The sequence below is a fragment of the Desulfuromonas carbonis genome (assembly GCF_054658035.1).
Window position 1 is genome coordinate 1,603,727 of record NZ_BAAHXR010000003.1, and the last position, 17,497, is coordinate 1,621,223.

A 17,497-nucleotide genomic window follows, 5' to 3' on the forward strand; every position below is an offset into this window, starting at 1 on the left:
TCGGTCCGCCTATTTGGCCTTGACCTTCAGTTTCGGCTTGCCCCCAGCGAGGTCGATGCGGAATTCAACCGGGCGATCGCCAAACTTCTCGCGGATCTTGTCCTTTTGCTGCGCCAGGAATTCCTCGACCTTCTGACGCTGGGGAACTTTCAGGTTGCAGGCCTGGTGGGCTTCGACCAACTGCTGGTAGATGGAATCGATCATCCTGCCGTTGCCGGATGGATTTGCCGGCGCCTGGTCCAGAAGGCGGGGGGATTCCTTGGCGGCCGGGGCCTCGACCGCTGGCGGGGAGAACTTGGGCAAAAGACCCTGTTGGCGGCTGTAGCGACCTTCCTCGATCAGCCGCAGGATCCGGTCCCAGTAGCTGCAGTAGGTGTGAAAGCGGGTCGAAAGGTTCTGGAAACGGTAGCGCAGGTCGGTCTGGACAATGCGCCGGTTGGCAAACAGCCTTAGCCGCCGGGCCATCGCTTCGCGCAACTTGATCGGCTCACGCTTTTCCACCCCGGCAAAATACTGTTCATAGGCGATTTCCAGCTCCTTCATCTCCTGTTCGATGTCGGAGAGGATCCTGCCAATGTCACGGCGTTCATTCATGAAGAGCCTCCAAGGCCAAAACTATACTGAAAACGCGCGGTAAAGAAAAGGAAATTCCGGATTAGAAGGGGGATCGGAACCAGCATATTCCTTGACTCCCCCCGGAGGTTTCGTATAATGGAGCGCTCAAAAACCTGCCCGAGAGAGGGGGATTATGAACAAAATTCAACGCGCTGCAGTGATTCTTGCCGCCGGCCAGGGGACGCGGATGAAATCGTCGCGACCCAAGGTTCTGCACGAGGTGGCGGGAATGCCGATGGTCTATTACCCGTTGCAGCTCGCCGCCGAACTCCACTGCGATCCGCGGCTGGTGGTGGTCGGCCACGGTGCCGCCACCGTCGAGGCCTATCTGGCCGACAGTGGCGCCGGTTTCGTGCGTCAGGAAGAGCAGCTCGGCACCGGCCATGCGCTGCGCTGCGCCGCCGAAGCCTTGGCCGGTTTCAACGGAACCCTGCTCCTCCTTTGCGGCGATGTGCCGCTGCTGCGCAGGGAGACTCTCGATCGCCTGCTCGCCTACCACGAGAGTGAACAGGCGGTGGTGACGGTCCTCACTGCCGAGGTCGCCGAGCCCCGGGGCTATGGGCGGATCGTCCGCGCTGGCGCCGAGGTCCTGCGTATCGTCGAGGAGAAGGATGCCAGCGCCGAGGAGCAGGCGCTGCGCGAAATCAACACCGGCATCTATGCCTTTGCCGCCCCCTTTGTCTTTGCCGCCCTGGAGGCGGTCGGCTGCAATAACGCCCAGGGTGAATACTACCTGACCGACGTCCTGGCGATTGCCCGGCAAGGGGGCGAGCGGGTCCGTGCCCTGGCGACCGACGACCCCGCCGAAGCGCAGGGGGTCAATGACCGGGTGCAAATGGCGGCGGCCGGCGTGGCCATGCGGCGGCGTCGCAACGAGGCGTTGATGCGGGAGGGGGTGACCCTGGTCGACCCGGAGACCGCTTACATCGATCCGACCGTCCGCATTGGCACCGATACCGTCATCGCCCCTGGCGTCCATTTGCAGGGCAATACCAGTATCGGCCGTGACTGTCGTATCGAGCCGGGGGTGGTGGTGCGCGACTGCCAGGTTGCCGACGGTGTTCACCTCAAGGCCGGTTCGGTACTGGAAGGGTCGCAGGTCGGCGCCGCCTGCGCCATCGGCCCAATGGCCCACCTGCGGCCGGGGACCGTTCTCGCCGGCCACAACAAGCTCGGCAATTTCGTCGAAACCAAGAAGGCGATCCTCGCTGAAGGAGCCCAGGCGAGTCATTTGACCTACCTTGGCGATGCCGAGATCGGGCGCAACGTCAATATCGGCTGCGGGACGATCACCTGCAACTACGACGGCGTCAACAAGCATCGCACCATCATCGGCGACAATGTCTTCGTCGGTTCCGATGTCCAGTTCATCGCGCCGGTCCGGATCGGCAGCGGCAGCCTGATCGGGGCCGGCTCGACCATCACCCGGGATGTACCCGAAGATGCCCTCGCCATCGCCCGCAGCGAGCAGAAGATCGTCGAGGGGTGGGCCGCCCGCAAGCGCAAGGCGCGGGAAAAGAAGTGATTGCCGATGGGCCTGCTGTTGCGGCCCGCTCACTCGTCAACAGCCACTAAATACGGAATTTATCTATGTGCGGAATCGTAGGATATATCGGCTCCCAGCAGGCGACCCCAATCATCTTCGAGGGGCTGCGGCGCCTCGAATACCGCGGCTACGACTCGGCCGGCATCGCCACCATCAAGGAGGGGCGGATTGATATCCGTCGCGCCCAAGGGAAGTTGGTCAACCTTGAAGGGCTCCTCGCAGAGCGTCCCTTGAGTGGCAACCGCGGTATCGGCCACACCCGCTGGGCCACCCACGGCCGGCCCTCGGAAACCAATGCCCATCCCCACTACGCCGGCGGGATCGTCGTCGTTCATAACGGTATCATCGAAAACTACCTCGCCCTCAAGGAACGGCTGCGGCAATTGGGGCACAGCTTTCGCTCGGAGACCGACACCGAGATCATCGCACACCTCATCGAGCAGCACTTCAAGGGGGGCGGCGGTTTCGAGCGCGCGGTGCGCAGCGCTCTGGCCGAGGTGCGCGGCGCCTACGCCGTGGCCATCCTTTGCGAGCAGGAGCCGGACATCCTGATTGCCGCCAAGCTCGGTTCGCCGCTGGTGGTCGGCCAGGGGGAAGGTGAATTCTTCGTCGCCTCGGATATCCCGGCGATGCTCTCCCATACCCGCGAGATGGTCTTCCTCGAGGATGGCGAAATGGTCGTCTTTCGCACCGGCGGCATGACGGTCAGCGACCTCGCCGGTAACCCCCGCCAGAAGCAGAGCAAGACCATCACCTGGAGTCCGCTGATGGCCGAGAAGGGAGGCTATCGGCACTTCATGCTCAAGGAGATTTACGAGCAACCGCGGGCCATCGCCGACACACTGGCCGGACGGCTGATGGAGGACGAGGGGGTGGTCTACCTCGAGGATCTCAAGCTCGATGACGGCGAACTCGGGTCGATGGAGAAACTCTTCATCGTCGCTTGCGGCACCTCCTGGCACGCGGCGCTGGTCGGAAAATTCCTGATCGAGAAGCTCTGCCGGGTGCCGGTGGAGGTCGACATCGCCAGTGAATTCCGTTACCGCAACCCGATCGTTGGTGAGCGCACCCTGACCCTGCTGATCAGCCAAAGTGGGGAAACCGCCGATACCCTGGCGGCGCTGCGCGAGGCGCGCGGCAAGGGGGGACGGGCAGTGGCGATCTGCAATGTCGTCGAGTCGTCCATCGCCCGCGAGAGCCACGGGGTGGTTTATACCCATGCCGGACCGGAGATCGGCGTCGCTTCGACCAAGGCCTTTACCACCCAGCTGGTCGCCCTTTACCTTTTCGCCCTGCGTCTCAGTCAGGCTCGGGGAACCTTGGCGGCGGAAGAGTGCCGGGCGCACTGTCGGGAACTGCTGGCGCTGCCACGGCTGATCGAAGAGACGCTGCAACTCGATGCGGCAACCGAGGAGATTGCCCGCACCTATATGGGCGCCCGCGATTTCCTCTACCTCGGTCGCGGCAACCAGTATCCGATCGCCCTCGAGGGGGCCCTCAAGCTCAAGGAGATCTCCTATATTCACGCCGAGGGCTACCCTGCCGGCGAGATGAAGCACGGCCCCATCGCCCTGATCGATGAACAGCTGCCGGTCGTGGTGCTGGTGCCGGAGAACGAGACCTCCGAAAAAGTCCTCTCCAACCTGGAAGAGGTGCATGCCCGCGGTGGGCGGGTCATCGCCATTACCAGCGGCGATATCGACCTGACTGGCAAGGCCGACGCTGTATTGCGTCTCCCCTCCGCGATTGACGACCTGATGCCGGTCCTGACCTCGATTCCGATGCAACTGCTCGCCTATCATATCGCCGTCCTGAAAGGGACCGATGTCGACCAGCCACGCAATCTGGCGAAGAGCGTCACTGTGGAGTAAGCGTATTTTGTCCCTTCTGCCCCCCCTCGTCGAACGGTTCGGCCGCTGGCTGACCGCGCTGCTGCAGTATTTTCGGGTCAGCGAGAACAATTTTCTGATCATCCTGGCGGTGATCATCGGTCTGCTCGGCGGTCTGGGCAACTACGCCTTTCGCAAGACCATCGAATTCATTCACTGGGGGGTGATGGAGCAGGGGCAGCAGCTGCTCGGGATCTCCCAGAAGACCTGGAACCTGAATCGCCTGCTGATCTTTCTCTTCCCTGCCATCGGCGGGCTCCTAGTCATCCCGCTTTGGGTCTTCTTCGCCAGGGATCTCAAGGGGGGCTTCGCCGGCTTCCTGGTTCGGGTCAACCTGCGCGGCGCCAAGCTGCCGCTGCGACCGCTGCTGACCCGGGGGCTGGGGGCGGCGATCACCCTCGGCACCGGCGGCAGTGCCGGCCAGGAAGGGCCGATCGCGGTGATCGGCGGTACCATCGGCAGCCAGTTCGGCCAGTTTTTCAAGGTCAGCGGCGAACGGCTCAAGGTGCTGGTCGCCTGCGGCGCCGCCGCCGGCGTGGCGGCGACCTTCAACGCGCCGATCGCCGGAGTCTTTTTCGCCACCGAGATCGTCCTGCTTGCCTCTTTCGAACTCGCCAGCTTCACCTCCATCGTCATCTCCTCGGGGATGGCGACCGTCATCTCCCGCGCCCTGCTCGGCAACCGTTCCGAGATCGTTGCCCCCCCCTACTTCATGCACAGCTACTGGGAAATGGCCCTCTACCTCCTGCTCGGCCTCGCCATCGGCGGCCTCGCCGCCGGTTTTATCGACCTGCACTTCCGCATCAAGGACCGCATCGCCGCCATCAACCTGCCGCGCCTCGCCAAGCCGGTCCTCGGTGGGCTGACCGTCGGCCTGATCGGCATTGTCCTGCCCCAGGTCTTTGGCAATGGTTACGAATTCATGGAATCGGTCCTCTCCGGCGAACACACCTGGTACCTGCTGGCGGGGCTGATCCTCGCCAAGGCGATCGCCACCTCCATCACCCTCAACTCCGGCCTCCCCGGCGGCATGTTCGCTCCCTGCCTCTTCCTCGGCGCGGTGGCCGGCGGCGCCTTCGGCCATATTGCGGCGATTCTCTTCCCTGGCGCCGCCCTCTCCCCCGGCGCCTATGCCCTGGTCGGCATGGGGGCCTTTCTTGCGGCCGCCACCCACGCGCCGATGACGGCAATCTTTCTCCTCTTCGAGATTACCGACAGCTACCAGGTCATCATCCCGATCATGCTGACCTGTGTCATCGGTACCGCCGTGGCCCGCCACTTCAAGCAGGAGAGCCTCGAGACGATGGAGCTGGCCCGGGAGGGGATCGACCTCGACGCGGGAAAAGAGCGCAACATCATGAAGTCCCTCACCGTCGGCGAGGTGATGGAGACCGAGGTGGAGACGATCTCCGAGGGGATGACCCTGGGGGAATTCGCCCGTTTCATCGAAAAGACCCGGCATACCAACTTCCCGCTGGTCGATGCCGCCGGCGAACTGACCGGGATCATCTCGGTGCAGGATTTCATGGGGGTCGTCTTCGAGCGCGACCTGATGGACCTGGTGGTGGTCAAGGAGCTGGCGACCGCCAACGTCATCACCGCCCACGCCGGGGAAGACCTCGACACCGCCATGCGCAAGATCGGCTATCGGAATATCGAGCAGTTGCCGGTGGTGGACAAAGAGACCCACCGCCGCATCGTCGGCATCATCTCCCGCCGCGACATGGTCGCCGCCTACAACCGGGCGCTGATGGCCCGCCACCTCGAGGACGAGGATGCATAGTCTCCTCGCCGCTCTCAACGAACCGCAGCGCCAGGCCGTCCAGCACGGTGACGGACCGCTGCTGATCCTCGCCGGGGCCGGCTCCGGCAAGACCCGGACCCTCACCCATCGCGTCGCCTGGCTGATTCACGAGGCGAAGGTTGCTCCCTGGCAGATTCTCGCCGTGACCTTTACCAACAAGGCCGCCGCCGAGATGAAGGAGAGGCTGGAGCGGCTTCTCGGCAGCGAGGAACTCCCCTGGGTGGCGACCTTCCATGCCACCTGCGTGCGCATCCTGCGTCGGGAGATCGAACTTCTTGGCTTCACCCAGGCCTTTACCATCTACGATGACCAGGACCAGGAGCGGCTCCTCAAATCGATTCTCGACGAGTTCGGCATCCCGGAGAAGAGCCTGCGCCCCCGGGCCGCGGCGAGCTTCATCGATGGCGCCAAGAATCGTGGTCTGCTCCCCGGCGACCTCCCTGCCGACGACCTTGCCACCGCCCAACTGGTCAAGATCTACGCCCGCTACCAGCAGCGGCTGCAGCAGGCCAACGCCCTCGACTTCGGCGACCTGCTGTTGCAGACGGTGCGGCTCTTCCGCGAACAGCCGCAGGTTTTGCAGCGCTGGCGCGAGCGCTTTCGCTACCTGCTGGTCGATGAGTTCCAGGATACCAACGCCATTCAGTACGAGCTGGTGGCAAAACTCGGCGAAGTCCACCGCAACCTCTGTGTCGTCGGCGACGATGACCAGTCGATCTACCGCTGGCGCGGGGCGGAGATCGGCAATATCCTCGGTTTCGAGCGCGATTTTCCGGGCTGCGTGACGATTCGTCTGGAGCAGAACTACCGCTCGACCCAGACGATCCTCGATGCTGCCGGCGAGGTCGTCGCGCAGAATCGTGGACGCAAGGGGAAGACCCTGTGGACTGAGAACCCCGCCGGGGAACCGATCGGCCTCGAAGCGCTCCCCGACGATCTCGAAGAGGCGCGCTTTGTCGCCGGCGAGATCGTGCGCCTCCATGGCGCCGGCCGCCATCTGCGCGACATCGCGGTCTTCTATCGGACCAACGCCCAGTCGCGCGTCCTGGAGGAAGCCCTGCGCAGCCAGAACCTCCCCTACGTGATGTTCGGTGGTCTCAAGTTCTATGCGCGCATGGAAGTCAAGGACGTCCTGGCCTACCTGCGCCTGCTGGTCAACCCGGCCGATTCCCTCGCCCTGCGGCGCATCATCAACGTGCCACCGCGGGGGATCGGCGCCGTGACCATCGGTCGCATCGCCGAATACGAGGAGTCCGCCGGCGGCCTCCTCGCCGCCTGCCGCCTGGCGCTAGAAAAGGGGACGATCGGCGGGGCCGCCGCCAGCCGGGTCGCAGAGTTCCTTGCCCTTCTCGATGGTTTTAGCGAGCGCCTTGCTACCCAGCCCTATCCGCAACTGGCAGCCGACCTGATCGAGGAGAGCGGTTACGGTCCCCTCCTGCGCGAGGAGCGGACCGAGGAAGCGCGGGGGCGGCTGGAAAACCTTGAGGCGCTCCTCGCCGGCATGGAAGAGCACGCCAGCAGCGAGGGGACCCTTGCCGACTACCTCGAACAGGTGGCGTTGATTACCGATCTTGACGCCTATGACCCGAGCCTCGACCGCGTCACCCTGATGACCCTGCACGCCGCCAAGGGTCTCGAATTTCCGGTAGTCTTCATGACCGGCATGGAGGAGGGCCTCTTCCCGCATTCCCGGGCCGCCGGTGCCGGAGAAGACCTGGAAGAGGAGAGGCGCCTCTGCTATGTCGGCATGACCCGGGCGATGGAGAAGCTCATCCTCAGTCATGCCCGGCGCCGCCGCGTCTACGGCACCTTTCAGTACAATCCGCCGAGCCGTTTCCTGGCGGAAATCCCGCCCCGGCTTCTGGCCCAGACGCCGCCAGGCCTGCAGCGTGTGGCCGGCCACAACCTCGCTTCGGTCTTCGAGCAGCTGTTGCCCGACCCCCTTCCGGTCACCGGGGGGGACGGTGATGATTTTGTCGAAGAGGTGCGCGTCGTTCCGGATGCCGAAGAGGGGCTGCGCATCGGCCTCAAGGTGCGCCATGTCAAGTTCGGGATCGGCACAGTGCGCCGTATCGAGGGGCAGGGGGATAACCAGAAGGTGATCGTCTATTTCAACACGGTCGGCCCGAAAAAGCTGCTGCTCAAGTTCGCCGGTCTCGAACCGGCCTGAGTCGGCCCGGGCGCCGATCGGGGGTTGCCGGGACCAGGAGTATAAGACAATGAATCGATTCAGCCTTGCCGTTCGCCGCTCCCTGGGACGGGGCCTTGCCGCCGCGGCGGTTGCCGTGATCCAGGTCAATCTCGGGCTGCGCTGCAACCTGCAGTGCCGGCACTGCCATGTCGAAGGGGCGCCGCAAAGGCCCGAGGTGATGACCTGGCCGACGATGGAAAAGGTGTTGGGACTGGCAAAGGATCTCCCCGGAAGCCGGGTCGATCTGACCGGCGGCGCACCGGAACTGAATCCCGACTTTCGCCGCTTCGTCAGCGCCCTGCGCAGGGCCGGACATCCGGTCCAGGTGCGTACCAACCTGACGGTCATGCTCGAACCGGGGCAGGAGGATCTGCCGGAGTTCTGCCGGAGCCAGCAGGTGCAGCTGGTCGCCTCCCTCCCCTGCTACCTGGAGGGAAATGTCGCGGCTCAGCGGGGTGCGCAGGCCTATGAAAAGTCGATCACCGTCCTGCAGCGGCTCAATCGCCTCGGCTACGGCCAGACGCCTGAGCTGAGCCTCGGCCTGGTTTACAACCCGGGCGGACCCTTCCTTCCCCCCGGCCAGGCACGCCTCGAAGAGGACTATCGCCGCGAGCTCGCCGATCGCTTCGGGATCGTCTTCACCCGGCTGCTGACCATCACCAATATGCCGATCGGGCGCTTCATGGAGGAGCTCGACCGGCAGGCCAGGGGCGCCCAGTACCGCACTCTGCTCGAGGACTCCTTCAACGGCGAGACCCTTGCGGACCTGATGTGTCGCCACCAGATCTGCATCGGTTGGGATGGCACCCTCGGGGATTGCGATTTCAACCTCGCCCTCGGTCTTGGTCTCGCTGCGGGATTGCCGCGCCATATCGACGACCTCGATCCGCCCCTCTTGGCCGGACGGCCGATTGTCACCGGCGCGCACTGCTTCGGCTGTACCGCCGGTTGTGGATCTTCCTGCGGCGGGGCGCTGGTCGCCTGACCTGGTCAACGCGGCTGAAAAATCGCGAAGTACGCAGAACGGCCCCGGAAAATCCGGGGCCGTTCTGCGTACCGATCGATTTTTCGCCGATAAATTCAGCGGACCTGGGGCAGCAGCTTCTCAAGCAGGTCAAAGAGTTCGTCGAGATCGGCCTGGACCATGTCGGCCATGTGCGGGATACGGAAGGTCCGGTTCTTGATCTTGCCGTAGCCGTTGTCGATGGCGTAGCCCTCGGAGCCGGCGAGCTTTTTCAGTTTTTCCAGGTCGGTGCGGCCGTCATCGGCGCCGGAGGTCAGGGTGACGGAACGATAGCCGTCGGCAGCGAAGAGGCCAAAGCCCTGGTCGAGAATCCAGCTGCGGGTCGCCTCGGCCATGGCCTGGTGGCGGGCGTAGCGCCGCTCCAGCCCTTCGGCCGCCATCTTCTGCAATTGGTGGTCAAGGGCGTAGATGAGGCTGATGCAGGGGGTGCTCGGGGTGTTGTCCTTGAGGTCGTTGGCGGCGAACTCGAGAAAGTCGAAATAGTAGCCGCGGTTGGGGGTGGTCGCCGCTTTCTCCAGCGCCCTGGCCGAGACGGCGAAGACCGCCAGCCCCGGCGGCAAGCCGAAGGCCTTCTGGACTCCGGCGAGGCAGACATCGGTGCCAAGGGCGCTGACGTCGAGGGGGACGGCACTCATGGAGGAAACGGTATCGACGATGAAGGAGACCTCCGGGTATTTCTTCATCACCACGGCAATCTCGGCCAGCGGGTTCATCACGCCGGTCGAGGTTTCGTTGTGGACCAGGGTCATGGCGTCATATTTGCCGGTCGCGAGCGCTGCGTCGACCATTTCCGGGGTGACCGGTTCCCCCCATTCGGCGGCGAAGTGATCGGCGGCGAGACCGCAGCGCAGGGTGACGTCGTGCCACTTGGCGCTGAAGGCGCCGTTGCTGAAGTTGGCACAGCGCTTCTGCACCAGGTTGCGGACCGCCCCTTCCATGACGCCGAAGGCACTGCTGGTGGAGAGGAAGACCGGGTCGGAACTGTTGAGGAGGGCCTTGAGAGCCCGGGTGACGCGGCCGTGAAGTTCGGCGTATTCCTTCATGCGGTGCCCGATCATCGGGGCAGCCATCGCCTGCAGGACGTCGAGGCTGACCTCGACCGGGCCGGGAATGTAGAGTTTTTTGGCCATGGCGCACTTCTCCTTGGCGGAACGGAAAACGCCTGGGCCGGCATTGCTGCGAAGTCCAGGCGCACAACTCGTCAGGGGGGCAGGTCAGCGGCTGCCCATCGGGGCAATCAAGGACGGTAATCCCCTGGCGACGATGGCGCACTGGATAGCACATCCTGCATGGCATTGTCAAGGATTCCCTCGTTGACAATGCCCTTGGCCAAAGGTAGGATGGCGTAGTTTTTTCAAGGTTTTTCCTGATTAGCCCTAATTCTCAGCTATGACACATTCTGTCGCACAGGAAGCATAGAGTTTGGCCATGGAACCCATGAAAAACAAGGAGGTTAGCACCCATGGCCATCAATCGTATCCAGTTTCAACCGGGGCTGAGCTTGGCTGATTTTCTCAAAGACTACGGTACGGAAACCCAATGCGAGGCGATCCTTGAGCACTCGCGCTGGCCCCAAGGATTTGTCTGCCCAGCATGCAGTGCAAGCCGCGCGGTCCAGTTCCGGCGAGGACAGTCGAAAATCTTCCAGTGCAGTCGCTGTCGAAAACAGATCTCTCTGATTTCCGGAACGATTTTTCATGGGAGCAATCTACCGCTGACCCAGTGGTTTCTTGCCCTCTACTTTATGACACAAGGCAAGTCCGGCCTGTCGATGCTGGAGATGAGACGTATGCTGGGCTTGAGCTACAAGGCGGCTTGGCGACTCAAGCACAAGCTCATGCAGGCGATGTTCGAACGCGAAGAGACAACGGTTCTGGGTCAGCGAGTCGAGATCGACGATGCCTACTTGGGCGGAGAACGCTCCGGCGGGAAAGTCGGTCGCGGTTCGGAGAACAAAGTTCCCTTCATTGCGGCGGTGGAAACGAGTCATGACGGCCATCCGCTGCGAGCGGTTTTTAGCCGGGTGACGACCTTCAGCAGCCATGACGTTGATCAATGGGCCAAGAATCATTTGGCACCGACGGCGCTGGTCGTTTCTGATGGCCTGAATTGCTTCCGCGCGGTCACCAAGACTGGGTGCTACCATCAGCGAGAGGTGGTTGGTGATCAACGCAGAAGTACCGACATGGGCTGCTTCCACTGGATCAACACCATCCTGGGCAATCTTAAGACGGCCATGGCCGGAACGTATCATGCGTTTGACTTCGACAAATATGCGCATCGCTATCTGGCCGAGTTTCAGTACCGGTTCAACCGGCGGTTCGATCTGCGCAGCATGCTGCCAAGACTGCTGTTCGCCTGTGTCTCAATCGGCAAGCGGCCCGAGGCCTGGCTTCGCCGAGCTGAGAATTGGACCTAATCAGGAGGTTTTTTGCCGATTTCGGGAGGTCGGGGTGTTATTCGGGGAAGAGGATCAACAACGTCTGGCTGCCGCTCTGCTTGCCGCCTTGGTCGATTCCGGGGCGGTGCAACTTAAGGTGGACCGGGAACGGGTCGGCAAGCGGATTGCCGAGCTTATTGGCCAGGAATTAGAGCGCGATAAGGATCTTGACCTGGAGGCAGAAAAACTGTTGGCGGTCCATCTGAAAAATGCTCCTCCTGGTGTCGACCGCCAGAAGTTGCTGCAGATGATCAAGAGACGGCTGGCCGAAGAGGGAGGGGCGAGGTAATGCTGAGCGAAGCGCGGATTTCCCACTTGGCCCATCGGATCAAGGAAGGATTGTGGCGGGACGATCTGGTCGATTATCTCGACGAAGGACGTGCGTTGCAAGTCCTAAAGACTACTGCGACGCGGTATCTGGCTGCCGTGGAGGAGGTCGATTCGTTGGTACGAAGCCGCCTCCAGCGGCAGCATCAGACTCCGGGAAGCCGCCAGTGGCATCTTCTGTACGATCGTTATTTTCGGGAAGAGATGCTTAAACGCAGCTGAAAATGGGCTGTCTTCGGGGGGGGCTTGCCGGTAAAGAGCCTACCATGTCGATCTCAGGAGAAGAACTGGGAGTGAGTAATCCGCCAAGCGCAAGCTTTTCGATAAAAATCTTGATGGTAGTTGTTCTTGTCGCCCTGTTGGCGACAGTGTCTTCTCCGGCCAGGGCGCAGATAACTTTCGGAGTTGTCCCGGGCGGCAACGATCTGATCCAGAACAGAACCCAGGCTCGTGCTCTGGCGCTCTATCTTTCGGGGCAGTTGAACCAAGATGTCTATGTGCAACTCTTCAAGAATACAGATGTTCTTCACGATTGGATCAATCTGGTTCAGCAGGTTGATCTGGCGATCCTGCCGATGGATTATGTTCGCCAACAACCTGTAGATGAGTTCCAGGTTCTGGCTCGGTTCCCTCTTAAGACCTCCGGCTCCGGCCTGTCTGATCCCCTGGTTGCCCGTCAAGGGCTGTCTTTATCCTTGCTCAGCGAAGTGCAATTGGCCCTGCAGTCTCTTGGTCGGACCCCGGCAGGACAGACCGTTTTGGACCAGTTGGGATCGACTTACGAGACCCCGCGCCCCCAGGTTCTCAACCCACGCCCATCGACTCCAGTCCCGGTTCCACCGTCGCCTGCAGGGGAGACGGGTATTGAAACCGTTAGTGTTTTCCCAGCGCCTCTGGCAGCAACGGAACCGCATGCCCCGGCAGCGATGGTGGCATTGCCTGTGTTGGCTGGCAACCCGCCGACCCCCAACTCGCCAATAGCCCCATTTTCTACTCTTCGCCCCGTTGTCGAGGAATCGGTTCCGGCTCCAAGGGGACCCCAACCCCAGCCCCTTTCGGCAGGTTTGGCCCGTGGCAGGGGGGGCGCAACCTCCCAATCGGTTGCGCCGCCGGGAGACAGTCTTGCACCGGCTACCGATGTGATAACGCCCCCCCTGGAAGCCCCACAACTGCCCAGCCAAGGGAAGAACATCCCCCTTACGGATCTGCTGAAGCTCCGCCAGGCACCCGCGCTGCCTGAGGAAAGGCTGCCCCTGGCACCGGCCGATAAGTTGGCCCTGGCCAACCTGGCAAAAGAAGAGCTTTCTCCCCCGCCGCCCGGTCCCAAGCCGATCGACGTGCTGCGGGAGGCGCCACCACAACGGAAGGTCTATATCCTTCCCTTCACCACCCTGATGGTCCCAGGAGTGGTCGCCGAGGGGGTCTTTGACGATTTTGTCGACCTCCTCAACGAGGCGAGCGAAAGTGGCGGCACCGAGTTCGTCATTCTCAAGAGCGGCACCAAGAAGGTCGGCCACGACTGGCTGGCGAGCCGTACCTATGTCACCGGCGAACTCTTCGGCTACGTCGAGGACTCCGGTTGCTGTTCGACCGAAATCCGCGCCCGTGCCCGCGTCCATCTCTTCCGTCCGGGCCAGCCGTCTCCGGTCTTCGACTATGAAATGCCGGTCAAGGAGATGTTCGATCACGATCGTTCGACCCTCGATCAGGAGCGCACCCGAATCTCCCGCCGGGTTGCCGAAACCCTCTCTGTTCAAGTGTTGAAGCACCTGCCGGCCGATTGATCTCCCGGTAAATTTTCGACAAACCCCTTGACATTCTCTCCCCGCTGATTATATTAAGCCCCAGCTGTTAGCACTCACCTGCACCGAGTGCTAACAGGGCCGCAAAAGGCTTGGTTCGTTTGCCGGTTTCGAACGCGAGCCTTTTTGCGTTAGCGATTGTCGTTAAACGGGGCACAGCCCTCTCATTCCATCCAATGTGTGCACAGGAAAGGAGCAAGTTGTCATGAACATCAGACCATTGCACGATCGCATCATCGTCGAGCGTCTCGAGGAAGAGACCAAGACCGCCGGGGGCCTCATCATCCCCGACACCGCCAAGGAAAAGCCCCAGCAGGGGAAAGTCATCGCTGTTGGCAAGGGGAAGAAGACCGAGGATGGCAAGGTTCTGCCCCTCGACGTCAAGGTCGGCGACAAGGTGCTGTTCGGCAAGTACTCGGGGACCGACATCAAGCTTGACGGCAAGGAATTCCTGATGATGCGTGAGGACGATATCCTCGGCGTCGTCGAGAAGTAATTCACCCAAATTCCGCGAGGAGGACTAATAGACATGTCTGCTAAGGAAATCAAATTCGGGCAGGATGCCCGGGCATCGATTCTGAAAGGGGTCAATACCCTGGCCAACGCCGTCAAGGTGACCCTCGGTCCCAAGGGGCGCAACGTCGTCATCGAGAAATCTTTTGGTGCGCCGCTGATCACCAAGGACGGCGTCACCGTCGCCAAGGAGATCGAAGTCGAGGACAAGTTCGAGAACATGGGCGCCCAACTGGTCAAGGAAGTCGCGTCCAAGACCTCCGACGTTGCCGGTGACGGCACCACCACCGCGACGGTCCTCGCCCAGGCGATCTACCGCGAAGGGGTCAAGCTGGTGACGGCCGGCCACAACCCGATGGAGATCAAACGCGGCATCGACAAGGCGGTCATTGAGGCTGTCGAGGCCCTGAAGGCGCTCTCCAAGCCGATCAAGGATCACAAGGAGATCGCCCAGGTCGGCACCATCTCCGCCAACGGCGATGCCACCATCGGCAATATCCTGGCCGAAGCTATGGAAAAGGTCGGTAAGGAAGGGGTCATCACCGTCGAGGAAGCGAAGGCGATGGAGACCACCCTGGAGACCGTCGAAGGGATGCAGTTTGATCGTGGCTACCTCTCCCCCTACTTCGTGACCGACGCCGAGCGCATGGAGACGGTGATGGAGGAAGCCCTGATCCTGATCCACGACAAGAAGATCAGCAACATGCGCGACCTGCTGCCGATTCTCGAGCCGGTCGCCAAGCAGGGGCGGCCCCTGATGATCATCGCCGAGGACGTTGAAGGCGAAGCGCTGGCGACCCTGGTCGTCAACCGCCTGCGCGGCACTCTTAATGTCTGCGCCGTCAAGGCTCCCGGTTTCGGCGACCGCCGCAAGGCGATGCTCGAAGACATCGCGGTCCTCACCGGCGGCAAGGTGATTTCCGAGGAGATCGGCTTCAAGCTGGAGAACGCCACCCTCGACATGCTCGGCCACGCCAAGCGTATCGTTGTCGATAAGGAGAACACCACCATCATCGACGGCGCCGGCGCCGAGGCCGACATCCAGGGTCGCGTCAAGCAGATCCGCGCCCAGGTCGAAGAGACCAAGAGCGATTACGATCGTGAAAAGCTGCAGGAGCGTCTCGCCAAGCTGGTCGGCGGCGTTGCCGTGGTCAAGGTTGGCGCGGCTACCGAGACCGAGATGAAAGAGAAGAAAGCCCGCGTCGAAGACGCTCTGCATGCGACCCGCGCGGCCGTGGAAGAGGGGATCGTCCCCGGTGGCGGCGTTGCCCTGGTGCGCTGCATTGCCGCCCTCAACGCCATGAAGCTCGGCGGCGAGCAGCAGTTCGGCGTCAACATCGTGAAGCGTGCTCTTGAGGAGCCGCTGCGCCAGATTGCCAATAACGCCGGCATGGAAGGCTCCATCGTCATGGACAAGGTGCTCGGCAAGAAGGGTTCCTTCGGCTTTGACGCAGCGGCTGATGTCTATGGTGACATGATCGAAAAAGGGATCATCGACCCGACCAAGGTGGCCCGCAGTGCGCTGCAGAATGCTGCTTCGGTCGCCGGCCTGATGCTCACCACCGAGGCTTGCATCGCCGAGAAGCCGAAGAAAGACGCCGGCATGGGCGGCATGCCTGGTGGCATGGGCGACATGGGCGGTATGGGCGGCATGGGCGGTATGGGCGGCATGATGTAAGCCCGGCCAGCTGCTTAGGACAAGAGCCCCCCGGATGCTTCCGGGGGGCTCTTGTCGTTATTGGAGAAAAGGGTAGTCGCGATTACGGCCCTTGACGAGAAGCCTGTGATCCGCCATCCTCTCCCGGCCACTGCAAGGGAAAAGAGAGGTAGGCCATCCTTCGAGGAGTTGTGCCACAATCTGGACCGGATCGCCCGGGAGATCGAGTTTCCGTCAGCCTCTACAATTCCCTTGCTCCGCGGGTTGAAAAGGTGTACCCCTAGGGACCCGAGCAACCCGCAAGGAGGACCCATGGGAATTTTGTCCAATACCGTCAGTATCTGCCAGTTTCGCGTCGAAGGGACACCGGCCGGCAGTGATCTCGTTACCTGGGCCGGTGAATGTCTCGCCGCCAATGCCTTCCGCTCCATCGAGAAGGGGAGCGAAGAGCTCTCCATCGGTTGGGTGCAACTCGATGACACCAGCTGCAGTGATTTCGTCAATCCCCAGACTTATGCCCGCGACCACTACCTGACCTTTGCCCTGCGCCGCGACCAGCGCCGTCTCCCCGCCCCCCTCCTCAAAGCCCACCTGGCCCGGGCCGAGGAGGAGTTCCTGGCCGCCAACCCGAGCTTTCACAAGGTCCCGAAAGTCAAACGCGAAGAACTCAAGGAAGCGGTGCGCGGCGCCCTCTTTGCGCGCACCCTGCCGGTTCCGAGCGTATGGGACGCGGTCTGGGACAGTCGCCGCAATCTGGTGACCTTCACGGCGCTTAGCCCCAAGGTCATCGACCTCTTCGAGGCGTTTTTCAAGCAGACCTTTGCCGGCCTGCGGCTGGTCGCCCTGCACCCTTTCGGGCGTGCCCGCTGCGTTGTGCCGGCAGAACTCGAGGCGACGCTGGAGCGGGCCAACCGGGCCGCCGGGGACGGTCTCCTCGAAGAGATTCGCGACAACCAGTGGCTCGGGTCCGAGTTTCTCCTCTGGTTGATTTATCGCTCCCAGTCCGGTTCCGGCCAGTACCAGGTGTCGCAATCGGGTCCGGCGCTGGCCGGCGAAGGGTTCGCGGCCTGGCTCGACGATCGCCTGGTTCTCACCGGTGGCGCCGAAGGGGGGCAGAAGGTAGCGGTCACCGGACCCCAGGACCGCTTCTCCGAGGTCCGCACCGCCCTGGCCGCCGACAAGGCGCTTGCCGAGGCGGTCCTCCACCTGGAGAAGGCCGAATGCAACTGGCGCCTCAACCTCAAGGTGCCGAGCTTCCACTTCGCCTCTTTCCGCTCTCCCGGGGTGAAGCTGGAAAAGGACGACCTGACCGATCCGGAGACGGAAAAGATCGCTGTCTTCTTTGAGCGCATGGCCCTGCTCGAGGAGGGACAGCAGCTTTTCGACAGCCTGCTGGCGACCTTTCTGGAACTTCGCCTGGGGAGTGGCTGGACGGCAGAGGAGAAAGCGATCCGGGACTGGCTCGAGGTCGAATAGCGTCAATCACCGCTACTTCAAAAAACTCCCGGTTCCGAGCATTTTCACTCGCTCGGAACCGGGAGTTTTTTTATCAGCTGGAGGAAATTCTCGGCGAGGATTCGGGGGCAGCGGGGTTGGATGGGGGTAGAAATCTCGGCAAGATTGGAGTCGGCGCGGAAGGAACGCCTGGTCACTATCGAATCGAAGCGGTCGGGAATAGAGGTCCTCCGG

The 17,497-nt window shown here is 62.3% G+C and carries 15 protein-coding genes; 12 read left to right on the forward strand and 3 right to left on the reverse strand.

Going from position 1 to position 17,497, the window contains the following annotated elements:
- Window positions 1–9 precede the first annotated feature (9 nt).
- Window positions 10–594, reverse strand: a complete 585-nt coding sequence (locus ACYQ8E_RS14310) for an MXAN_5187 C-terminal domain-containing protein (protein ID WP_459861160.1) — start codon at window positions 592–594, stop codon at window positions 10–12.
- A 154-nt stretch (window positions 595–748) separates the two neighbouring features.
- Here ACYQ8E_RS14310 and glmU point away from each other — a divergent pair, with 154 nt between their 5' ends.
- The 5 genes from glmU to arsS all read left to right on the forward strand — a co-directional run bounded on the left by glmU (window position 749) and on the right by arsS (window position 9,030).
- Complete coding sequence (gene glmU, locus ACYQ8E_RS14315; protein ID WP_459861162.1) at window positions 749–2,140, forward strand: bifunctional UDP-N-acetylglucosamine diphosphorylase/glucosamine-1-phosphate N-acetyltransferase GlmU; 1,392 nt, start codon at window positions 749–751, stop codon at window positions 2,138–2,140.
- 65 nt (window positions 2,141–2,205) lie between these two features.
- Complete coding sequence (gene glmS, locus ACYQ8E_RS14320; RefSeq protein ID WP_459861165.1) at window positions 2,206–4,032, forward strand: glutamine--fructose-6-phosphate transaminase (isomerizing); 1,827 nt, start codon at window positions 2,206–2,208, stop codon at window positions 4,030–4,032.
- Window positions 4,033–4,039: 7 nt separating this feature from the next.
- Window positions 4,040–5,833, forward strand: coding sequence for a chloride channel protein (locus tag ACYQ8E_RS14325; protein ID WP_459861167.1), 1,794 nt, complete (start codon window positions 4,040–4,042; stop codon window positions 5,831–5,833).
- Window positions 5,826–8,024, forward strand: a complete 2,199-nt coding sequence (locus tag ACYQ8E_RS14330; RefSeq protein WP_066724037.1) for an ATP-dependent helicase — start codon at window positions 5,826–5,828, stop codon at window positions 8,022–8,024. The genes ACYQ8E_RS14325 and ACYQ8E_RS14330 overlap by 8 nt, the downstream gene beginning before the upstream one ends.
- A 49-nt stretch (window positions 8,025–8,073) precedes the next feature.
- The gene (gene arsS / locus ACYQ8E_RS14335; RefSeq protein ID WP_066724039.1) at window positions 8,074–9,030 is read left to right on the forward strand and encodes an arsenosugar biosynthesis radical SAM (seleno)protein ArsS; all 957 of its coding nucleotides are present in this window, start codon (window positions 8,074–8,076) and stop codon (window positions 9,028–9,030) included.
- A gap of 95 nt (window positions 9,031–9,125) precedes the next feature.
- Here arsS and ACYQ8E_RS14340 read toward each other — a convergent pair whose 3' ends face one another.
- Window positions 9,126–10,199 (reverse strand): pyridoxal-phosphate-dependent aminotransferase family protein, encoded by a 1,074-nt coding sequence (locus ACYQ8E_RS14340; protein WP_066724042.1) that lies wholly within the window; start codon window positions 10,197–10,199, stop codon window positions 9,126–9,128.
- A 332-nt stretch (window positions 10,200–10,531) separates the two neighbouring features.
- On the opposite strand from ACYQ8E_RS14340, the gene ACYQ8E_RS14345 reads away from it, so the two are divergent.
- Genes ACYQ8E_RS14345 through ACYQ8E_RS14355 form a run of 3 tightly spaced genes read left to right on the forward strand, consistent with a single transcriptional unit; the run spans window position 10,532 to window position 12,058 of the window.
- Window positions 10,532–11,488 carry an IS1595-like element ISDesu2 family transposase gene (locus ACYQ8E_RS14345; protein ID WP_066724044.1) on the forward strand — a complete coding sequence of 319 codons (957 nt, stop codon included), beginning with the start codon at window positions 10,532–10,534 and terminating at the stop codon, window positions 11,486–11,488.
- A gap of 34 nt (window positions 11,489–11,522) precedes the next feature.
- The gene (locus tag ACYQ8E_RS14350) at window positions 11,523–11,798 is read left to right on the forward strand and encodes a DUF507 family protein (RefSeq protein WP_066724047.1); all 276 of its coding nucleotides are present in this window, start codon (window positions 11,523–11,525) and stop codon (window positions 11,796–11,798) included.
- Window positions 11,798–12,058 carry a DUF507 family protein gene (locus ACYQ8E_RS14355; protein ID WP_066724050.1) on the forward strand — a complete coding sequence of 87 codons (261 nt, stop codon included), beginning with the start codon at window positions 11,798–11,800 and terminating at the stop codon, window positions 12,056–12,058. The genes ACYQ8E_RS14350 and ACYQ8E_RS14355 overlap by 1 nt, the downstream gene beginning before the upstream one ends.
- 53 nt (window positions 12,059–12,111) lie before the next feature.
- Here ACYQ8E_RS14355 and ACYQ8E_RS14360 read toward each other — a convergent pair whose 3' ends face one another.
- Window positions 12,112–12,516, reverse strand: coding sequence for a hypothetical protein (locus ACYQ8E_RS14360; RefSeq protein ID WP_066724052.1), 405 nt, complete (start codon window positions 12,514–12,516; stop codon window positions 12,112–12,114).
- 591 nt (window positions 12,517–13,107) lie between these two features.
- Between ACYQ8E_RS14360 and ACYQ8E_RS14365 the strand changes: the two genes are divergently transcribed.
- From ACYQ8E_RS14365 to rdgC, 4 genes are all read left to right on the forward strand, one after another.
- A complete protein-coding gene (locus ACYQ8E_RS14365) occupies window positions 13,108–13,620 on the forward strand; it encodes a hypothetical protein (RefSeq protein ID WP_157471730.1) in 513 nt (170 codons plus the stop codon).
- Window positions 13,621–13,843: 223 nt separating this feature from the next.
- Window positions 13,844–14,134 carry a co-chaperone GroES gene (gene groES, locus ACYQ8E_RS14370; protein ID WP_066724061.1) on the forward strand — a complete coding sequence of 97 codons (291 nt, stop codon included), beginning with the start codon at window positions 13,844–13,846 and terminating at the stop codon, window positions 14,132–14,134.
- Between the two features lie 33 nt (window positions 14,135–14,167).
- Complete coding sequence (groL, locus tag ACYQ8E_RS14375; RefSeq protein WP_066724064.1) at window positions 14,168–15,829, forward strand: chaperonin GroEL; 1,662 nt, start codon at window positions 14,168–14,170, stop codon at window positions 15,827–15,829.
- Between the two features lie 291 nt (window positions 15,830–16,120).
- The gene (gene rdgC, locus ACYQ8E_RS14380; protein WP_066724068.1) at window positions 16,121–17,284 is read left to right on the forward strand and encodes a recombination-associated protein RdgC; all 1,164 of its coding nucleotides are present in this window, start codon (window positions 16,121–16,123) and stop codon (window positions 17,282–17,284) included.
- Window positions 17,285–17,497: the final 213 nt, after the last annotated feature.

Bases quoted from the DNA above. Each gene is read 5' to 3' on its own strand.
- ACYQ8E_RS14355 (WP_066724050.1), top strand. From the start codon at position 11,798: ATGCTGAGCGAAGCGCGGATTTCCCACTTGGCCCATCGGATCAAGGAA.
- rdgC (WP_066724068.1), top strand. From the start codon at position 16,121: ATGGGAATTTTGTCCAATACCGTCAGTATCTGCCAGTTTCGCGTCGAA.
- groL (WP_066724064.1), top strand. From the start codon at position 14,168: ATGTCTGCTAAGGAAATCAAATTCGGGCAGGATGCCCGGGCATCGATT.
- glmS (WP_459861165.1), top strand. From the start codon at position 2,206: ATGTGCGGAATCGTAGGATATATCGGCTCCCAGCAGGCGACCCCAATC.
- glmU (WP_459861162.1), top strand. From the start codon at position 749: ATGAACAAAATTCAACGCGCTGCAGTGATTCTTGCCGCCGGCCAGGGG.
- ACYQ8E_RS14330 (WP_066724037.1), top strand. From the start codon at position 5,826: ATGCATAGTCTCCTCGCCGCTCTCAACGAACCGCAGCGCCAGGCCGTC.
- arsS (WP_066724039.1), top strand. From the start codon at position 8,074: ATGAATCGATTCAGCCTTGCCGTTCGCCGCTCCCTGGGACGGGGCCTT.
- ACYQ8E_RS14345 (WP_066724044.1), top strand. From the start codon at position 10,532: ATGGCCATCAATCGTATCCAGTTTCAACCGGGGCTGAGCTTGGCTGAT.
- groES (WP_066724061.1), top strand. From the start codon at position 13,844: ATGAACATCAGACCATTGCACGATCGCATCATCGTCGAGCGTCTCGAG.
- ACYQ8E_RS14310 (WP_459861160.1), bottom strand. From the start codon at position 594: ATGAATGAACGCCGTGACATTGGCAGGATCCTCTCCGACATCGAACAG.
- ACYQ8E_RS14340 (WP_066724042.1), bottom strand. From the start codon at position 10,199: ATGGCCAAAAAACTCTACATTCCCGGCCCGGTCGAGGTCAGCCTCGAC.